The sequence below is a fragment of the Streptomyces sp. 2323.1 genome (assembly GCF_900221035.1).
Taxonomy (GTDB): Bacteria; Actinomycetota; Actinomycetes; order Streptomycetales; family Streptomycetaceae; genus Streptomyces; species Streptomyces sioyaensis.
The window spans coordinates 115,958-132,679 of sequence record NZ_LT907981.1 but is presented as its reverse complement, the minus strand read 5'-3'; the positions used below and the strand labels follow the sequence as shown (position 1 = coordinate 132,679).

General features: G+C 66.8%; 15 protein-coding genes and 4 pseudogenes. 12 read left to right on the top strand and 7 right to left on the bottom strand.

The genetic code is table 11. From position 1 onward, the window contains the following. Nucleotides 1-126 precede the first annotated feature (126 nt). Nucleotides 127-753 carry a flavodoxin family protein gene (locus tag CPH93_RS00540; RefSeq protein ID WP_096211573.1) on the bottom strand — a complete coding sequence of 209 codons (627 nt, stop codon included), beginning with the start codon at nt 751-753 and terminating at the stop codon, nt 127-129. 92 nt (nt 754-845) lie between these two features. After that, nucleotides 846-1,736 carry an RNA polymerase sigma factor SigJ gene (gene sigJ, locus CPH93_RS00535; RefSeq protein ID WP_096215225.1) on the bottom strand — a complete coding sequence of 297 codons (891 nt, stop codon included), beginning with the start codon at nt 1,734-1,736 and terminating at the stop codon, nt 846-848. Nucleotides 1,737-2,565: 829 nt separating this feature from the next. Here sigJ and CPH93_RS00530 point away from each other — a divergent pair. The 3 genes and pseudogenes from CPH93_RS00530 (at nt 2,566) to CPH93_RS00520 (ending at nt 5,462) form a co-directional block, all read left to right on the top strand. Beyond that, nucleotides 2,566-3,447 (top strand): hypothetical protein, encoded by an 882-nt coding sequence (locus tag CPH93_RS00530; RefSeq protein ID WP_096211572.1) that lies wholly within the window; start codon nt 2,566-2,568, stop codon nt 3,445-3,447. A 170-nt stretch (nt 3,448-3,617) separates the two neighbouring features. Next, a complete protein-coding gene (locus CPH93_RS00525) occupies nt 3,618-4,475 on the top strand; it encodes a class I SAM-dependent methyltransferase (RefSeq protein ID WP_159394936.1) in 858 nt (285 codons plus the stop codon). A gap of 238 nt (nt 4,476-4,713) precedes the next feature. Next, nucleotides 4,714-5,462: pseudogene (locus CPH93_RS00520) on the top strand (SOS response-associated peptidase). Nucleotides 5,463-5,588: 126 nt separating this feature from the next. Here CPH93_RS00520 and CPH93_RS36540 read toward each other — a convergent pair. Next, nucleotides 5,589-5,792: pseudogene (locus tag CPH93_RS36540) on the bottom strand (hypothetical protein); the annotation flags it as partial. A gap of 525 nt (nt 5,793-6,317) precedes the next feature. Here CPH93_RS36540 and CPH93_RS36535 point away from each other — a divergent pair. The 4 genes from CPH93_RS36535 to CPH93_RS35645 all read left to right on the top strand — a co-directional run bounded on the left by CPH93_RS36535 (nt 6,318) and on the right by CPH93_RS35645 (nt 8,941). After that, nucleotides 6,318-6,803 carry a hypothetical protein gene (locus CPH93_RS36535; protein WP_231977099.1) on the top strand — a complete coding sequence of 162 codons (486 nt, stop codon included), beginning with the start codon at nt 6,318-6,320 and terminating at the stop codon, nt 6,801-6,803. 58 nt (nt 6,804-6,861) lie between these two features. Further along, nucleotides 6,862-7,206, top strand: coding sequence for a hypothetical protein (locus tag CPH93_RS00500; RefSeq protein ID WP_159394935.1), 345 nt, complete (start codon nt 6,862-6,864; stop codon nt 7,204-7,206). 695 nt (nt 7,207-7,901) lie between these two features. Beyond that, the gene (locus CPH93_RS00495; protein ID WP_096211568.1) at nt 7,902-8,462 is read left to right on the top strand and encodes a hypothetical protein; all 561 of its coding nucleotides are present in this window, start codon (nt 7,902-7,904) and stop codon (nt 8,460-8,462) included. 47 nt (nt 8,463-8,509) lie between these two features. Further along, nucleotides 8,510-8,941 (top strand): hypothetical protein, encoded by a 432-nt coding sequence (locus CPH93_RS35645; RefSeq protein ID WP_159394934.1) that lies wholly within the window; start codon nt 8,510-8,512, stop codon nt 8,939-8,941. On the opposite strand, the gene CPH93_RS00490 is transcribed toward CPH93_RS35645, so the two are convergent. Continuing rightward, nucleotides 8,897-9,109: a hypothetical protein gene (locus CPH93_RS00490; RefSeq protein WP_096211567.1), complete on the bottom strand. Its 213-nt coding sequence runs from the start codon at nt 9,107-9,109 to the stop codon at nt 8,897-8,899. The genes CPH93_RS35645 and CPH93_RS00490 overlap by 45 nt on opposite strands. Before the next feature lie 862 nt (nt 9,110-9,971). Between CPH93_RS00490 and CPH93_RS35640 the strand changes: the two genes are divergently transcribed. Continuing rightward, nucleotides 9,972-10,286: a hypothetical protein gene (locus CPH93_RS35640; RefSeq protein WP_159394933.1), complete on the top strand. Its 315-nt coding sequence runs from the start codon at nt 9,972-9,974 to the stop codon at nt 10,284-10,286. A 344-nt stretch (nt 10,287-10,630) separates the two neighbouring features. On the opposite strand, the gene CPH93_RS00485 is transcribed toward CPH93_RS35640, so the two are convergent. Beyond that, a complete protein-coding gene (locus tag CPH93_RS00485) occupies nt 10,631-12,082 on the bottom strand; it encodes a glycosyltransferase family 39 protein (protein ID WP_159395133.1) in 1,452 nt (483 codons plus the stop codon). Nucleotides 12,083-13,054: 972 nt separating this feature from the next. Between CPH93_RS00485 and CPH93_RS00480 the strand changes: the two genes are divergently transcribed. Beyond that, on the top strand, nt 13,055-13,279 hold the full coding sequence (locus CPH93_RS00480) for a hypothetical protein (protein ID WP_096211566.1): 225 nt from the start codon (nt 13,055-13,057) through the stop codon (nt 13,277-13,279). 490 nt (nt 13,280-13,769) lie between these two features. On the opposite strand, the gene CPH93_RS00475 is transcribed toward CPH93_RS00480, so the two are convergent. Next, nucleotides 13,770-14,351, bottom strand: coding sequence for a PspA/IM30 family protein (locus tag CPH93_RS00475; RefSeq protein WP_231977114.1), 582 nt, complete (start codon nt 14,349-14,351; stop codon nt 13,770-13,772). Nucleotides 14,352-14,435: 84 nt separating this feature from the next. Between CPH93_RS00475 and CPH93_RS36065 the strand changes: the two are divergent. From CPH93_RS36065 to CPH93_RS00465, 3 genes and pseudogenes are all read left to right on the top strand, one after another. Next, a pseudogene (locus tag CPH93_RS36065) lies at nt 14,436-14,558 on the top strand (IS21-like element helper ATPase IstB); the annotation flags it as partial. Between the two features lie 104 nt (nt 14,559-14,662). Then, nucleotides 14,663-14,863, top strand: a pseudogene (locus CPH93_RS37520) (ATP-binding protein); the annotation flags it as partial. A 162-nt stretch (nt 14,864-15,025) separates the two neighbouring features. Continuing rightward, nucleotides 15,026-15,907 (top strand): IS5 family transposase, encoded by an 882-nt coding sequence (locus CPH93_RS00465; RefSeq protein ID WP_096215222.1) that lies wholly within the window; start codon nt 15,026-15,028, stop codon nt 15,905-15,907. Between the two features lie 19 nt (nt 15,908-15,926). Here the strand turns inward: CPH93_RS00465 and CPH93_RS00460 are convergent, their stop codons facing one another. Further along, the gene (locus CPH93_RS00460; protein ID WP_096211564.1) at nt 15,927-16,472 is read right to left on the bottom strand and encodes a GNAT family N-acetyltransferase; all 546 of its coding nucleotides are present in this window, start codon (nt 16,470-16,472) and stop codon (nt 15,927-15,929) included. Between the last annotated feature and the right edge of the window lie 250 nt (nt 16,473-16,722).

The following is a 16,722-nucleotide window of genomic DNA, read 5'->3' as shown; positions in this document are numbered from 1 at the left end:
GCGCCGCCCCGCCGCGGACTCGTCCAGGCCGCGTGACGCCAGTTGTACGGGCGGCACGCGCGGAACGGGGCGCGCGGGCCGGGCGCGTACGTCGCTCACGGGCGCCCGGCACCCGTGGGAGGCGGATCAGGCGGCGACCGCGGCGCGACCGGCGGCGTACACCGCGGCCTGGGCGGCGACTCGCCGGCCGAGGTGTTCGGCGGTGGCTATGTCGGCCTTGTGGACGCCGTCCGGGCCCCGGTCGGTGTCGGTCTGCGCGCCAGCGCCCAGGTAGAAGCCGAGGCGGTTGAGGTCGTTCTCGGAGGCGGTGGTGGAGTGCCAGCCGGACGGCAGGCCGAGGTTGATCCAGTGCATTCCGTGCTGGGCGGCCAGCACGGAGAAGAACTGCAGGGTGTGCAGCTTGTCGCCGCTCTTTGAACCGGAGTTGGTGAAGCCCGCCGCCAGCTTGTCCTGCCAGGCGCGGGTCGCCCAGCGCTTCGAGGTGGCCTCGGCGAAGACGTGGAAGGCGCCGGACGCGGTGCCCATGTAGGTCGGTGAGCCGAAGACGATCGCGTCGGCGGTGTCGAGCAGCGCCCACTGCTCCTCGGTGATCTCGTCGACCTTGACCAGGTGGACGGTCGCCCCGGTGTCGGCGGCGCCCTCGCGCACCGCCTCGGCCAGCACCGAGGTGTGGCCGAAGCCCGAGTGATGGGCGATGGCGACGACCGGCGGGACGGCAGCGGCGGAAGAAGCGGCCGGGGCAGGCGTGGTCATGATGGCAGGGCTCCTCAGGATCGTGCCGCGTGGCGCGGCGCGAGTCGGTCAATTCACCAGGGAGACGAGGTAGCCCCTCCAGGTGTGACAGCTCAGACGCGCACGAGTTTGTCGGGATTGATGACCCTGCGGTACGCGGTGATCAGACCGTCTGTGATCTGGACCGTGTCCACGGAGTGGACCCGGCCTTCGCGGTAGAACACCAGGGCGAGCTCGCCGCCGACTTCAGCGAAGGCGATACGGTCCGGACGCCACCGGCGTCCCACACGCACCATGACCTCGGCAACGCGCTCGCCGCCGTGGATGAGCTTGCGTGCCGCGAATGCCTTGCCGCCGCCGTCGGTGACGAAGACGGCGTCCGGGTGCAGGAGCCTGACCAAGCCGGCCAGGTCCCCGGCCTCGTACGCGGCGCGGAAAACCGCGAGGACGCGTTCGCGCTCCGCCTTCGACGCCTGCGGCATGGACTGTTTCGCCTTGGCCACCCGCCGTCGCGCCCGCGAGGCGAGCTGCCGGGCGCCCGGCACGGAGACGTCCAGCACTTCGGCGATCTTGCCGAACTCAAGACCGAAGACATCGTGCAGGACGAAAGCCACCCGCTCCGGCGGGCTCAGCTCTTCCATGATCAGCAGCATCGCCGAGCTGACGGATTCATCGACGAGTACCGGCTGCGACGCGTCCGGCCCCGTCAGCAGCGGCTCCGGCAGCCACGGCCCGACATAGCTCTCCCGACGGAAACGGGCACTCTTGAGAATGTCGTACGACCGCCGCGCGGCCACCGTCACCAGCCAGGCCCGCAGATCACCGATGTCCCGCAGATCCGCTCCGGCCGCCCGCAACCACACATCCTGGGTCACGTCCTCGGCATCAGCCACACTCCCCAGCAGCCGGTAGGCCACACCGAAAACCGCAGGCCGGTGCCTCTCCCATCCGGCTCCGAGCGCCTCCTCCTGCTCAGACCGTCCGGGCCCGTGCGCATCACCCATACCGATCGCAACCTCCTCCAGCATGCGGATCCAGCGTAGCTACCCGAACTCGGGATCTTCGAAGACAGCCCCGCAGAAGCGAGCGAGCCCGCTCAGACCGACGACGTAGGACGGCGGCATCTCATAGTGGGGAAGGGCGGACTTGTGAAACACCCACTCAGTGGTGGGTGTTGGTGAGTTGGGGTGGGCGTCGGTCCGGGCCGGGCTCGTGGCTGCATGGCCGGGCGGACGCACCGGGGCGTGACCGGTGCGGGGGGGGGGGGGGGGGGGGGGGGGGCAGTGGGCGGGACGGTGCGCCGGCCGTACGGGTCGACGGCCAAGACGCGGCAGATGGTCCTCGCGGCGCTGGGTGTGGTGAAGGTGGCGACCGCCGAGCAGATCCGGCAGCTGATGTGTCCGGGCACTGCCAGCGCGCAGACCCTCCGCAACGGCGGCCTCGACCTCGGCCGCGACGCCTGGTGGAGTCGCTCGGCTCGGCCGGCCGCACCAACACCAACGGCAACCTGGTCTTTGAGAAGCTGTGGAACCTGACCGGCCCCGGCCTGGAGGCCGCGGCCGCGGTGCTGGACCGGCCGGTGCGGGAGATGGGCGGCACCGCCCGCGGCGCCGCGCGCTCCGGTGCCAAGCACGCGGTGAAGGTCACCGACACCATCACCGCGTTCCTGCAGACCCCACCCGAGCCGACCCGCCCCGTACCCCGCAAACGCCCCCACCCCGCCATCACAGCGCCGACCAGCGCACCGGCGGGCGATGCACCTCCGCTGCTCCAGCGGCCGCCCAGGAACGCTCGCAGGGGCTGGGACAGATTAGCTCCTGGGCGACAGAGGTCGTGCTCCCGGTCTCCGGCACGCTCACCACCCCCGGCAAGAACAGCCCCCGCGCCGACGCGGTGCTCACCGCTCCGGAGGCCGGGCAGCCGGTGGAGGTAGACAACGGCACCGAAAGCCCCGTCGCCCTCCCTTCCAAGGCCGCCCGCTACCGCGAGTTCTTCCGCCGGACCGTGAAGCCAGCCACCCGCTCAGGCGAGCCGACACCGATGTGGGAGACCCTCTACGGTCCCCTGGAAGGGGGGTATCCGCCCCTGGCGATCGTGTTCACCAAGCAGGTCGGGCCCACCGCGATGAACAACCGCATCAACAGCGTCATGCGGCTGACCGAAGAGCACTGGGCAGGCCGGTACTGCCGGTTCGCTCTCGGCTACGGCACCAACGAATACGACAGCTACACCGACTACACGGACGCCGTGCCGATCCTGGTCACCACCCTGGACCGGCTGCGCGAGCACGGGCCCCTGGGCCCGGTCTGGTTGCGCTTCGGCCACTCCACCTGGCAGCCCCTCAGCGAGGCCCTGGACAACCCCGACGGCGAGCGCGCCTTCACGCGCCGCCAGCGTCAGCGCGATCAGCTCCGCAAGCAGCAGCGCGAGCAGGAGGAGCAGCAGCGCGAGCGCGAACGCCAGGAAGCGAGGGAACGGTGGGCGGCACAGGAGGCCGCTGCCGAGGCCGCCAGGGAGCCCGACCCGGTGTGCCAGGAGTGCCACGGGCCGCTGGAGAGCAGCCCCTTCGAATATGACCCGCGGGAAGAGGCCGCGCCGCCGTCCGACGGCGTGCACTGCGCGGGGTGCCGTATCCAGCTGGCCGAGCCCACTGGCCGCTTCGACCGCGTGATCCGCCGTCTGGTAAACGGCGACGAGCGCCACCCCCGCCGATAGCGGTGTGCCTGCTGTTTCAGTGCATGGATCCATCCGTGCTTCTGTGCGCCCCGCCTTGTGGCCTCACTGCGCGCCCGTCCTGGGGAAGGTGGAGGGCAGCGGGGCGATCGGCCGGGTCGGCCCGGGGCGCCGGCCCACCTGGTGGGCTGCCCGGAAGCGAGGAGTTGGACATGAGTAATCCATCGGCCCGGGAGGTCGGCGAATGGTACGACCGCTTCGGGGGCCTGTACGGCCTGACCATGGGCGACAGCATGCACCTGGGCATGTGGACCGACGGCGTGCGGGCGGAGACGGGGGAGCTGACGGCCGACGAGATGTGGGAGGAACTCACCCGGGCCCAGGACTCCTGGACCGGCACCCTCATCGACGTGGTCGGGCTGCAGCCGGGACAGCGGATGCTGGACGTCGGCTGCGGCACAGGCCGCCCCACCGTGCGGATCGGCACCGAGTCGGGCGCGAGCGTGCTCGGCGTGACGGTCAGCGCCGGGCAGATCCGGGCCGGCCGCGACCGCGCCTTGAAGGCAGGGCTGTCCGACCGCGTCACCTTTGAACAGGCGGACGCCATGGCCCTGCCCCAGGAGTCCGAGACCTTCGACGCCGCGTGGGCCATCGAGTCCTTCGCTCACTTTTCCGACCGCCCCGCCGCGATCCGCGAGGTTCGGCGGGTGCTGCGGCCCGGGGGCCGCTTCGTCCTCGCGGACTGCTACGAAGCCGTGCCCTTCACACCCGAGGAAGTCCAGCTCTTCCAGGCCGCGTTCGCCCTTTCCCGCCTGCCCGCTGGACCCGAGGACTACTCCCGCATGCTCGGCGAGGCCGGCTTCGCCATCCAAGGCACTCGCGACATGTCCCGGGAGTTCAAGCCCACCTACGAGCTGATGCCGCGCCTGTTCGCCGCGAGGCGCGCCCAGATCGCGGAGCTGGTGGGCACCGATGCGATGGCTCAGCTCGGCACTGTCTACCCGCGGATCCTCGCCCTGTGCCGGGACAAGATGGGATACACCATGGTCAACGCCGTGAAGTCCCCCTGACGGCGGCCAGTCCCGTCCCGACTCCCGCATCTCCGTCGCCGCCAGGCCGATATCCACCCGGCACAGCGCCCCATCGCCAGCTGCCACCCCGGGCCGGCCGGGCCGTCGCCTGCAGCAAGGAGCGGTTCAGCACGGAACGGGCCGGTCAAACCAGCCTGGCAAACGGTCAAGACTGCATGTCAGAGGACACCGGTCGTCTGGGCCCGGCTTTCGGGCGGGTTCCTGGCAGGGTGGGGGTATGTGCGGTCGATTCGTGTCCATCCGAAGTCCGCAGGACCTGGCGAGCGTCTTCGATGTCACGTGCTGGGACTCTGACGGGGCTCTGGATCCGAGCTGGAATGTGGCGCCGACGGACGATGTGTGGTCGGTGCTGGAGCGGGTCGAGTGCGAGACGGGTGAGATCACGCGGCAGTTGCGGGCGCTGTGCTGGGGTCTGGTGCCGTCGTGGGCGAAGAGCCTGAACACGGGCGCGAAGATGATCAATGCCAGGGCGGAGACCGTCGCGGAGAAGCCGGCCTACCGCCGGGCGTTCGCCAAGCGGCGCTGCCTGCTGCCCGCGGACGGCTTCTACGAGTGGCAGAACGTCGCCGCCACCAAAACTGCCAAGGCCCGCAAGCAGCCGTACTTCATCAGCCCCGACGACGGTCAAGTCATGGCTCTTGCCGGCCTGTACGAGTTCTGGCGCGACCCGGCGGTCGAAGACGACGGCGCAGTGGGGGCGTGGTGGGCCACCTGCACGATCATCACCACCGAAGCCTCGATGCCGCCGGCCGCGTCCATCCCCGTATGCCGCTTGCGGTCGCTCCCGCCGACTGGAGTGCCTGGCTCGACCCCGCCCACCAGGACGCCGACGAGCTACGCGCGCTGCTGGCAACCCCCGCCGCCGGCCACCTCGGCGCCCGCGCCGTATCGACAGCCGTCAACAACGTGCGTAACAACGGCCCTCACCTCCTCGACGAGCCGGACGATGACACCGGCAACGCCTGAGCCGCACCACATCAGCCAAGCCGCCTGACTCGCTCCGTGAGCATGAGCCGCCGGCAGTGTGACTGAATGCTTCGTGTGGCGGGACTCGCCAATTGAAGCGCTATGCCGGCCCGTCATCGGACCTGGAAGGGTGCGGTACAGGCTCATCCGGGAGCGCGGCTGCTCCAGTCCGTAGGAGCGGCGGCCCGACCAGACCACGTGCAGCGGCAGGTCGACCGTGCCGTGGGCGGGACCGTTCAGGTCCTCCAGCTGCGCGGGCAGCCGCTGTGCGTACTGCGCACACAACAGCTCGAACGCGTTCGGCACCGGAAACGAAGACTGCAGGGTCATGACCCCAGTAACGCCCGGCGTGCCACACGATTGCTACGCAGCGCCGGAGCTCGGGTGGGTGCGGGGGCTGCCAGGATGGTGGGCATGGCGGATGAGACGGCGACCATCTACGAGCAGCTGCGGGACCTGGCCGGGGAGATCGAGTCCCTAGCCGACGCCGTCGGCGCGCCGAGGGAGCGGTCGATCACCCAGCGTCGAATGTGTTCTGGCCGCTCGGACAGGGATGGTCACCAGCCCCGTGCGGTGAGAGTCGACAAGGGCGGATCCGCGGATAGCGGCCTGCCGCCAGAAGCCGTCAGCTCTACTGCCGCCTGGGGCGGTACGAGTAATTCCGGTATCTAAGACGCCCTCCCAAATGGACTTTCCCGGTCCACTTCATTGCTCGCCAACGAGTCAAGCAGGCTCGCCATCCTGGCGTGTTGGCCACGCGGCGCAGATCACGCCAACGATCGAAAATTCACTCGACCCTGCCTTGCGCGGTTGCTACAAATAGTCACGCAAGCATTCGCGAAGAACGGGGAATTCATGAAGGGCAAGATAGTCAACGGGGAATTAGTGCGTCTCAACCCGGCTCGTGCCGCCAAGGTGGCACTTGCGACCGCCGTCGCCGCCTCGGCGCTGGCGATTCCGGCAGCCAGTCCGGCAAACGCGCAGTCCAGCAAGCCCAGGGGCGTCGCTGTCAGCAGCGTCGAGGAAACGTGCAAGCACCACGGCCGGTACTACATCGTGCGGCAGTACTTCCGCGGTCCTCGCAGGTTCACGCTGCGCTGCGGGACGCCGACGTGGGGGTGGAAGCACATCAAGAAGGGGCACGGTTGGAGCCGCGGGATGGACAGCACGATAGGCAACGCCATCGCCAATGGAACCCCCGTTACATTTGGATTTTCCATCTTCACCAATCAATGCCCGCCCAGGGAACGGTTCCGCACCATCATCGGAACCCCTGGCGGGCAAAATGATGTTCTCACTGCGTACAATGTCACGAGCTTGGCCAGTGCCAGCAAGTGTTAACGCTCCCGTGCGAGGGGAGTTCATTCATCGATAGGTGAGGCGAAGGGGGATGGTTCGCGTGGTGGAACAGACGCCGGCAGAGCGAGCTCTGGCTCGCTCGTTCGCCTCTGGCGACGGGCACGTCAGGTTTGAGGTCACGAACCTGACTGTTCATCACCACGCCAACCGCAGCGTCACCTTCACGTACTGGATCACCGTCGTGCGGCAACGGCACCCGGAAGAAGACTGGGAGTTCACTCTCCCCTGGGACGACAAGTCCTTCACCGACGTGCTCACCTCACCCCAGCCCGATCCTGAACGGCTGAAGCAACTCGTGCACTTGGTCCACGCCCTGCTCGAAGAGTGGTGGGACACCAAGGGGCACAACCGTCAGTCGGCAAAGATGGGACGCCAGCTGCGTTGACGCGGTACGCCAGCTAATCCCGCCAGATGCGCGAGGGCCTGGATCCGACGACGGATCCAGGCCCTCTGGCATAGCGGGCACGCACGTTTCCCCGCTGCGGTCATTGCAACCCCAAGGGTGGTTCAGCTGCGCCGTCCACGGGGCCGTCCAGGACCTCTCGACTCCGACCAGGACACTCTGTTATGAGCCGTCACCGACCCGGTCGACGCCGCTGCGACCCGCGCCCAGCAGAAGTCCGCTCCCCGCAGCGCCGAGGCAAGAGAGAGGCCGGGCCCCGAGGCGCTGAGGCAGAGCTGGCGTGAGCGCGCGGCCGCCGTCCGGCGACGCCGCGGCGGTCGATGCGATGGTGGCGGCCGTGCTACCCGGCCCGGATTCCTCAGCCCCCGCCAAGGCCGCAGGCGGCGGTCCGCTGATGCCGTCCACGCGCAGATCGCCGCCGAGGTCTGGGATGCCGAGCTGCGATGTGCCGGTTTAGTGTCAGTAGGTGGGTGTCAGTGATGGCATGTCAGGTCGGGATTGTTTCGCTGGTCGGGTGGTGAGGTAGGGCGTGGTCACTGACACAGGGTGGTACCTGTAGCGGGCATGACTGTCATGGGCCGGTACACCCCGTCCGGTGCCACTGGCTTGGGAACGGCACTTCTGAGTGATGTCGAGCAGGGGGAACACCACCAGGAACCTGCTGTACACCTGATGACATGAAGCTGAGTGACCTGGGCCCGCTGATGGCACGCCGCCGAGACGGCGGCCTCAGCTATGGCCGTTTCCGCACCGACCCTGAGCTGGCCTCGCTGGAGTGGCCGGACGATGTCCTCGAACAGTTCCTCTTCGACCACGGCGACAACGCCCCCTTCGTGTACGACTACGGCAGCATCGACCTGCGCGACATCGCATGGGGACTCGAGACCATCCCAGCCGCGGACTTCAACGAGATGCCGACCGGAGCGTCCGATGCTGGCTGCATCGAGATCTACGCCGAGAACCCGGTGCACTGGGTCACAGTTCGCCCGCCGGAGATCGGCCGACACTGGGAAAAGCACGGGACGTGGCTGCGCCCGCCGATCCTGATCGACCGCCGCCTCCTGGCCCTGTCGGACAGCGGGTTGCAGGTCATCGAGGGCAGAACACGCGTCGGTGTACTGCGCGGCCGCCTGCGCGAGGAACTGCACGTCGCGTCCAACCATCAAGCCTGGGTCGGACGCCCTACGACAGCACCAGGAACTGAAATCCGGCCGGACACGGCTGACCACGCCTGCTGACACGGCTGACCCGCGAGACTGGCAGATCACCGACTTATGGAGGGTTCATGATTCCGGCGACCGTGCCCACCGAAGCCATTTTCGACTGCGGTCGCCTGCCCGATAAGTCTCTCCCTGTGCATGCCTGGAACGACGACGGCGAGCCATTGGTGCTGTGGCGTAATGAGCTGCAACGAGCACAGAACGTCGAGGGCTTCAAGGAAGTCCGTGAGCGTCGCCAGATCGTGGGTGTCGTCCCGGGCGGGGGCTGGATGACGGAGTGGCAGGACCCGAGCGAGGGGACCTCGTTTGCTGATCCGGTGGTGGCCTGGGCGGTCTACTCCGACGGCGATGCCAGAGCTATCGACACCGACGCCGACGGCGAGGCTGTGCTGCTGTCTCCGATCGCCAAGCACCGGCGGACCTACCACCCGGGCCAGATCCCGGAAACGTCGCTATCCGGCGAGAAAGCGCCGGGTGCAGCGGCAGGAGGCAGGTGAACCGCGTTCGCGGATGAGCAGGCTCTCGGGCTGGCTGACCAGCATGTAGCGACCGCACGCGGCCCGCGCGCTGCCCGGCCCGTACGCGCGCAGCATCTCCTCCAGGCGGCCGCGGTGCTGCTGGGCGAACTGGACGTAGTCGAGGTCGGTGGTGTCCTCGAGCCACACGATGTCGGTTTCGTGCGTGAGGTCCTCGGGATCGAGCCCGCGGCCGAGGACGAGAAGCCGAAGCCGCGGGCTAGAGCAGCTGTCCGCGATCGGGATGCGGTGGTCGTGATGGGCATCGTCGTTACTACGGTCCCGCGCTCGTGGTCGGCTATCTGCTCGGACGGCTGTGCCGTTGGCGACGCTTGGGCGACTGGGCGGCCGATCAGGTCCGCTTCACCGGGGCGTGGGGCCGGGCGGTGCCGGGCGACAGGCCGTCGTCCTGGTCCACGTCGTCACCGTGCCGCGCACCAGCTGGCGCGTGATGCGCGCCCCGGCCACCGAGGCGGGCGCCGGCCTCCATACGCGATCCGGACTGGGACGCCCACCGCACCCAGAACGACGAGGGAGGCACGGCATGCGGCGTCCTTTCCGGGCCGGTGCGCCGCAGTCCGCGGCTGTGACCGGGCCGACCGGCGAACATAGCAATGTCGAAGCTGAGTCCCTTCAGACCCTGAAACGCTCGAACTGGCACCCTGAGTTGCATCTTCGCCCGGTCACTACGCAGGGACTCAGGAGGTCGAACGGGCCAACCTCGCCGACGCCACCGTGCCAGAGGGCGGAGGGCCCGCTGGAGAGCCACACTCCACCGAGCGCCGCCACAGCGTCGGGGTGGCGGTTGCCTCGTCGGCCGCGGTGATGTCGATGCCGAGTTCACCATTGCGCTGAAGGACCCAGTGTTCATTGACATCCCACAAGTCACCATCATCGCCTGGGGCTGCCGCCCCTCGCTCGCAACTTTGCATCCTGCGCGGGTGGTGCCTGATCGCACCCCTTTAGTGGGATACTCGTAGCGGCAGGCGACCGTTCGAGGCTAGGCGAAGCAGTGGACACCGACCGTCTTCAGCTCCACGTGACCGATTCCAATGGCGCTTCGGTGGACAATCTGTCGCAAAAGCAGCTCGTCGGACTGGTCCTCGGCCTGTCTGAGGGCCAGAGCTTTGAAGTGGCCACCAGCGGACCGAAGCCGGACAGCCGGTGGGGCGCGCAGGTAGTGGCTCAGCCTGACGGTTCCTACCGAGTGATATTTTGGGAAGATAGTCGAGACGTGCGTCGGGTTGCGGAAGAGACTGATGCTCAGAATGTCGCGCTTGCCATTGCGGTCTGGGAATCCGCCAGCCGGTTGACTGCACGGTACTAACGAATCCCGGGGGCCCGACCTGCTTTGCGTGGTGTCCGAGGTCCGGAGTTGAGTGTCTTGGCGATCCGGTTGAACAGCCGTGGATGTGGCCCGGGCGCCGGCGGTCGGTGTTCCGTAACCGGTTGTGAATGCCTTCGGCGAGCGTGAGAAGAGCCGCCGCGAACTGGCGGGTGGTCTCGACCTCTTTGACACCCCAGATCTGCTGACCGCGCAACGCGAGGCGAGCGAGCTCGTGCGTGGTTTCGAACTGGGATCGCGGAATTCCACTAGTTGCGACCCCGGTGAGGTTGAGGACCAAGCTCAGGGCGAAATCGTCCAGTCTGGTAGACACTCCATCGTGCCGATCAGCCGTTCCGACTACCCACTGGAGTTCCGTCGGTGGATCGTTGAGCGGGTCCGCGCCGCTCGTACACCGTCACTCTCCGACCGCGTACCTGCTCGTCCGTCACCACCGTGAAGTACTCCTTCAGCACAGAAGTCTTCACCTTGTCTCGCTCTGCTGACACCGGCTTCGCCACCTTCGTTGCGTCCGTGACCAGCAGGATCCGCCGGTGAGCCAGTATCGCAGCCCGGATCCGAGCCGGACTGGCTTCCACACCCTTCAGTGTCCCGGACTTCTTTGCGCTCTCCATCAGCGCGATGTCGCGCAGGCCGCTAAAGGCATCGGGGGAGACCAACTCGGTGTCGCGCCGTGCCGCCGGTATGAAGAGCACCGCAGCACCGCTCTGCTTGAGCCGCCGCACTTCGTCCGCCACTGCCAGGACGTCGTCCACCCGGCTGTCCGGGGAGCGCTTGGCTAGCGATTGCGGCACCAGTGCCACCATCGCCACGGCGACCACCACGGGGAGGATCCACGTGGACGCCGTGGGGAACCGTGGCGCGGCCGACCGTATGGCGCGGCCCAGCCCGGCCCCGATCAACAACGCCAGCCCCAGCATGCTGAACAAGATGTACCGGTCCACATACAGCGGCTGGACCAGAGAGAGACCGATCAGGGCGATCTGTGGCACCGCCAGCAGGGGTAACCCGACGGCCGCTGCCGACAGCCTGCCTGCCCGCGGCCGGTCCAGTAGTGCTCCGAGGCCGCCGATCGCCAGCAGAACGGCCGGGCCGATCATCATGTGCCAGGTCAGCGGCGGTATCCAGGACACCTGGCCGGACTGGCTTCGGCTGAAAAGAATCAACGGTAGAACACCCGCCGTAGCAGTCGTCGAGGTCGTTGCCCAGTGCTTCCATATGCCGCGCCCGGCTCGAGTCCAGACCAGAGTCACCAAGTGCGCGGGCAGAATCAGCAGCGACAACCAGTTCAACAGCCCGCATACCAGGACCGTCCCGCCGTACGCCGCCCAGCACAATGCCTGGCTACACCCCTCGAGCATGGTGACCAGGAGCAGTGTCGAGATCCCGGCCCCAGCCGCGACCAGAGCGTAAGGGCGGCCCTCTTGGAGATAGAACTGCACAGCCGGAAGCAGCCCGAACGCCAGTCCAGCCCCCAACCCCGTCCAGGCCCCGGCCAGCCGCTGGCCGATGACCGCCGCACAGACCGCCGCCACCGCCATGGCCAGGACAGAAGGCAGGCGCAGGGTCATGGTACTTGGGCCAAAAATCTCGAAAAATCCGTGCATCAGCAGGTAATAGAGCCCGTGCACGACATCGACCTGTCCCAACATGTGCCATATCTCAGCAGTGGATCGTTGGGCCACCTGCCAAGTAGCGGCCTCGTCCCGCCACACGCTGTGCTGGCGGGACAGTCCCCACAGGCCGAGGGTGTGAAGTGTCACTGAGACGCCAGTAATTGCTTGTCATCTCTGTGCCATCATCAGGAAGTTGATGTCGATGGGATGGGCTGGTGAAATGCCTGCCGCTCTGGTGGCATGATTTGACAGATCGTTGTGACAGGTAATGGCATAACTGCAGGGCAATTTGCTGAAAGTTCCTATAGGGCTGTTCGTCTTTCTTGCAGGTCAAAGGGATGTTGATCTTGAGTGGGGCGCACGCTAGGGCGCGAGATGCCGTAGGATTCCAGCGTGACGACGGAACTTGCGCCCAGGATGTTACAGGCGATGATGGGATACAACATTCCTGTTGACCGCTTCTTAGGTCAGCCCCTCGTGGTCTATGCAGACGGTAGGGGTGTTCTGCATGGGGACGTATCCTGCTGGAATCTTCGTCATGTGGCTCCTGGCGTCGCGGAGACCGTTAGCTTCAGTCGTGAATTGTCACGCCGGATGTGTGCCTTGTGCTTTTCTTTCGATTTCCCTCCCGAATCGCGGCAGCTCACTCACGCTCTAGCGGCCCTCATCTCAGCCCTTGACACCCTTGCTGAGGAAGACGACGAGGAGGTCGATCCTGAGGTACTGCATCCTGCAGGCCGTGTGGCTGGGCTCGCTGATCTTGAGAGCTGGAGACACACACAGCACTGGATGAGCGATGCCCTTTGCTCCGCCGCCCCATACCCCTGGCTCAGCCAGTGGGCGGAGCCGCGGCTGGCTCGGCTAGCTATGCATGTGGAGCGCAGGCGTTGGGACCTCCAGACGTTCCTGAACGTGGAAGAAATCGAACGACGAGTCTCTGTTCCGCAAGATGAGGGAGAAGTTTCCCAAGAAAAACTGCATAAGACATGGCTTCACTGGCGTCAGCGATGGGACGCGGAATACCCCGTGACCATACCGAGCCCAGACCATTGGTCAGCCGGCGGGGCTCAAGGAATGCGTCGCTCTACCCCGTCCCGAAAGGCTTCACTGGCAGAAGGAGCAACACCACTTACTGTGCGGCTACGCCTGCAGGTGCCGCTGCTGGAGTTCGCCGAATGGGACTGCGGCCTCCATATTGATCCACTGACGCATTGGGAGCTGGCGGTCATCGCTGCCTACCAGGTTGATGCCGATTGGGGGTCTGGACACGTCACGCTGGCAGTACCCCGTTCCATCGCCGACGAGATGCTGCGTCCAGCCCGAAGCCTTGACATCGTTGAGGTGCCACTTGGCCGGTGACGAGACGATGCTGCCGCCCTCAGGAGCAGCGTATGGGAAATCGTTACCAACTGCCTCTGCCGGTGACGCGACCGAGTGCTGGGCGCCGCCAGACATCCCCGCCCCCCAGCCTGCCTATCGCCAGGAAAACGCCGACATCGACCAAGCCCTTTATGCCTGCCGCTTACTGCCCACTCCACCCGCGAAGTAAGACGTTTGCCGTCCGGCAGTCCCATCCCGCCGCTTCGTCCGGGGCAACCGAGAGCTCCCGAATGACGGCTCTGCAGTCAGCCGGCGCAGGCATGCGAGACCGGCTGCAAATGGGACAGCGGCACCATCACCGAATCCACCGCTCACTCGAAGCGAGAGGCGGATTCGGCAAGCGGCGCCGACCGAGCCGTGATCGGGGCGCTAGTCTGAGGCGCCGAACGCCGGTGCGTGTGGTTGCCGGCTCCTCATGACGAGGGCGTGACGAGCAATTGCTTCCATCTCGGAACGAAGACGGTTCGTCTCAGGGCGCTGTGGCAGGGGGCTCGGTCGTCCCGCCTGCGATCCAGTAGCTACGGCTTCGCCCCATCCAGCCCCAGGGTTCAAGCAGGTGGCGCTGGGCCACGGTGACGTAGTTGTACAGGAAGTGCTCGATCTCAGCTACGCCCACCGAGCGGTCAGCCAGCGAGTCGTCGATCGCCTGCATCAGAAACTGCGCGTGCGCCGTGACATTGTCAGGGCCCTCCAGCCGCAGGACCTGATACGTCCGCTGCGCCTCGGCGAGGAGCGCCTCGTCCAGAGCTCCTTGAGCGCGCTTGCGATCTTCGACGAGTGCCTGGGCGGCTTGCAGAAAGGCCACGTACACCTCGCGCTTGGTCTCGAGCTGCTGCGTCCTGGCCTGCGCTTCCAGGGTCTGTTGCACCGTCTTCAAGACGGCCTGGGCCTGCTGCTCTCCAGCGAGCCGTGCTGCAGCAGCTTGCTCCTCACCGGCCAGTTGTGCTGCAGCCGCTTGACGAAACCCGGCACTCCGCGTGAGCCAGCCGGTTACGACGCTGCCAGCAATCGCTGATCCTGCCGCGATCAGTGCCACCCCCCAGTCACTCATGCCGACATCCTCTCGCATGCGGGGCGATGGGTGAACGCGAGGGACGGCCAGCGAGAAATGTCCCCACGTGCAGAGGCGCCGATCAGAAGGAGCGCGGCGATCGTTGAGCGGCTCACGTTCAACGGCACCATCATCGAGACCGGCACCGACTCCTACCGCCTCGCCAGCACCCGAGCACGAGCCGAAGAGCCCGCCAAGACTGGCTGACCTCGCTCGGCGAACTCCGGCCGACTGGCCAGAGCCCCCCTCAGCCTGCCGGGCCTGGAGGGGAGGGCCGAGTCCCGCCTGCGCTGTCAATCAGAGCAGCCACCCATCTACGACGGGCAGCCACCACCGACGAGGGCGGCCGCGGGCTCTTTCTCGTCGCCCAGTTCACCCAACGCTGGGGCACGCGCTACACCGCGCGCGGAAAAGTCATCTGGACCGAACAAGCCATCCACAATGGCGCCACAGGACCCGTCGAAGACCACGGTAACCATCTGCCCGATCTGTGGGATGACACGGAAACGTAGATCTAACGCGGCTGATTCCCCTGACCGAGAGTTGACCACCAAGGTGGTTCGTAATCGCCTCGTGGATGTTGCTAATCCGATGTTCCGGAGCGGATCGCCGTCTGCTAGGTACTGTCCGGCGGATCATGTGACCCGTTCCAGGTTCGCCTCGTTGGCATGGACATGGAGCGGGGAGATCTGACACGAGAGGAATGGGCCCGACTGAAGCCGCATCTACCGAAGTCTGGCAAGAGGGGCGGCCGTTGGGCGAACCACCGCAGGATCATCAACGGGGTCCTGTACCGACAGCGCACGGGGGTGCCGTGGCGGGATCTACCTGCGCGTTTCGGTAAGTGGAAGACCGTGTACGAGCGCCACCGGCGCTGGTCGGCGGACGGCACGTGGGACAAGATCTTCGCGGCTATCCTGGCCGACGCCGACGCGGCAGGTCGCATCGACTGGTCGATGGTGAGCGTGGATTCCGCCTCGTGCCGGGCCCACCAGCACGCCCGCCGGAGCACGCAAGAAACCCCCGCGGATGCCGGGAAAAGGACAATGCCCCGGCAGCACCGCCCCGACGAGGGGCTCGGACGTTCCCGGGGCGGGTTGACCTGCAAGATCCACCTCGCCGGTGAGGGCGGACAGCGCCCGCTGGCCCTATTGGTCACTCCGGGCCAGTGGGGCGATGCCCCGCAGCTCATCCCCGTCCTGGAGCGCATCCGCGTCGGCCGGCTCGGTGGTGGGCGTCCCCGTACCCGACCCGACCACCTCTGCCGGGATAAGGCGTATTCCTCTCGCCGTAACCGCCGCTACCTGCGCCGACGTCAAATCAAGCACACCATCCCCGAACCCAAGGACCAACGAGCCCACCGCAAAAGACGCGGCCCTCACGGCGGGAGGCCCACCGGCTTCGACAAAACGATCTACAAGCGCAGGAACGAAGTGGAGCGGACGATCAACGCGCTCAAGAACTTTCGGGCCGTGGCCACAAGGTTCGACAAGCGTGCCTACGTCTTCCACGGCACCGTCGTCGTCGCTTCGATCCGGCTCTGGCTCCGGGCATGACCTGCTGAGCTACGGCCGGTTACCGGCCCGGGTGGTGCTCGTCTCGTGTGATCGCGTGAACTGCTACGGGTGGTCCGTCTTTGGGAACCGTGGTCTCGAACTGGAACCGGATGCCGAGCTTGTCCATCACCCGTCGCGAGCGTTCATTGTCGACGTGCCGGATGCTCACGACGCGGTCCAGGCCGCAACTGCCGAACCCGAACTCCAACAGGCCCCCCGCCGCTTCGGTGGCGAATCCGTATCCCCAGAACTTCCGGGCCAGTCGCCACCCGATCTCCACCGCCGGCAGGATCTCGGGCAGGAAGGCGGGCTCCGCGAGTGCGACCCATCCGGCGAGCTGCTCCGTCTCACGCACTATCACGCACAGGAGGCCGTAGCCGTTCTCGTCCCAGTTCTGTCGTGCGCGCTCGATGCTGCGTGCCGTGCGGTCGAAGTCCAGCGGCGGAACCGAGCCGTCACCGATGTACCGCATCACCTCCGGGTCGGTGTTCAGCAACGCAAGAGGCTCGATGTCATCCTCCATCGGTCGGCGCAGCAGGAGCCGTTCGGTAGCCATTGAGATCATTCAGCCACCCTCTCAGCTCAGAGTGCTGACATCGGTGCCAACCAGACCATGATCCGCCGGACAGTGCCTAGGCGATGTTGCGCCGCCTTCCTACCTGCGGCAAGTAAGCAGCCGGCTCTACTGCTCGTCACCCAGGTCGGACCCGGCGGCCGACCGGATGGGCATATCGCCTGCGTGCACGTGAACACGAGGTCGTACGCCGACAGTCCAGTCACGTCAAAGCCGTTGGACATCCAATTGACGTGCCTAC

What these genes read in the sequence shown, in the direction of transcription:
- CPH93_RS00540 (WP_096211573.1), bottom strand. Translation starts at nt 753, where the DNA reads ATGACCACGCCTGCCCCGGCCGCTTCTTCCGCCGCTGCCGTCCCGCCG.
- sigJ (WP_096215225.1), bottom strand. Translation starts at nt 1,736, where the DNA reads ATGGGTGATGCGCACGGGCCCGGACGGTCTGAGCAGGAGGAGGCGCTC.
- CPH93_RS00525 (WP_159394936.1), top strand. Translation starts at nt 3,618, where the DNA reads ATGAGTAATCCATCGGCCCGGGAGGTCGGCGAATGGTACGACCGCTTC.
- CPH93_RS36535 (WP_231977099.1), top strand. Translation starts at nt 6,318, where the DNA reads ATGAAGGGCAAGATAGTCAACGGGGAATTAGTGCGTCTCAACCCGGCT.
- CPH93_RS00495 (WP_096211568.1), top strand. Translation starts at nt 7,902, where the DNA reads ATGAAGCTGAGTGACCTGGGCCCGCTGATGGCACGCCGCCGAGACGGC.
- CPH93_RS35645 (WP_159394934.1), top strand. Translation starts at nt 8,510, where the DNA reads ATGATTCCGGCGACCGTGCCCACCGAAGCCATTTTCGACTGCGGTCGC.
- CPH93_RS00475 (WP_231977114.1), bottom strand. Translation starts at nt 14,351, where the DNA reads ATGAGTGACTGGGGGGTGGCACTGATCGCGGCAGGATCAGCGATTGCT.
- CPH93_RS00465 (WP_096215222.1), top strand. Translation starts at nt 15,026, where the DNA reads ATGGAGCGGGGAGATCTGACACGAGAGGAATGGGCCCGACTGAAGCCG.
- CPH93_RS00460 (WP_096211564.1), bottom strand. Translation starts at nt 16,472, where the DNA reads ATGATCTCAATGGCTACCGAACGGCTCCTGCTGCGCCGACCGATGGAG.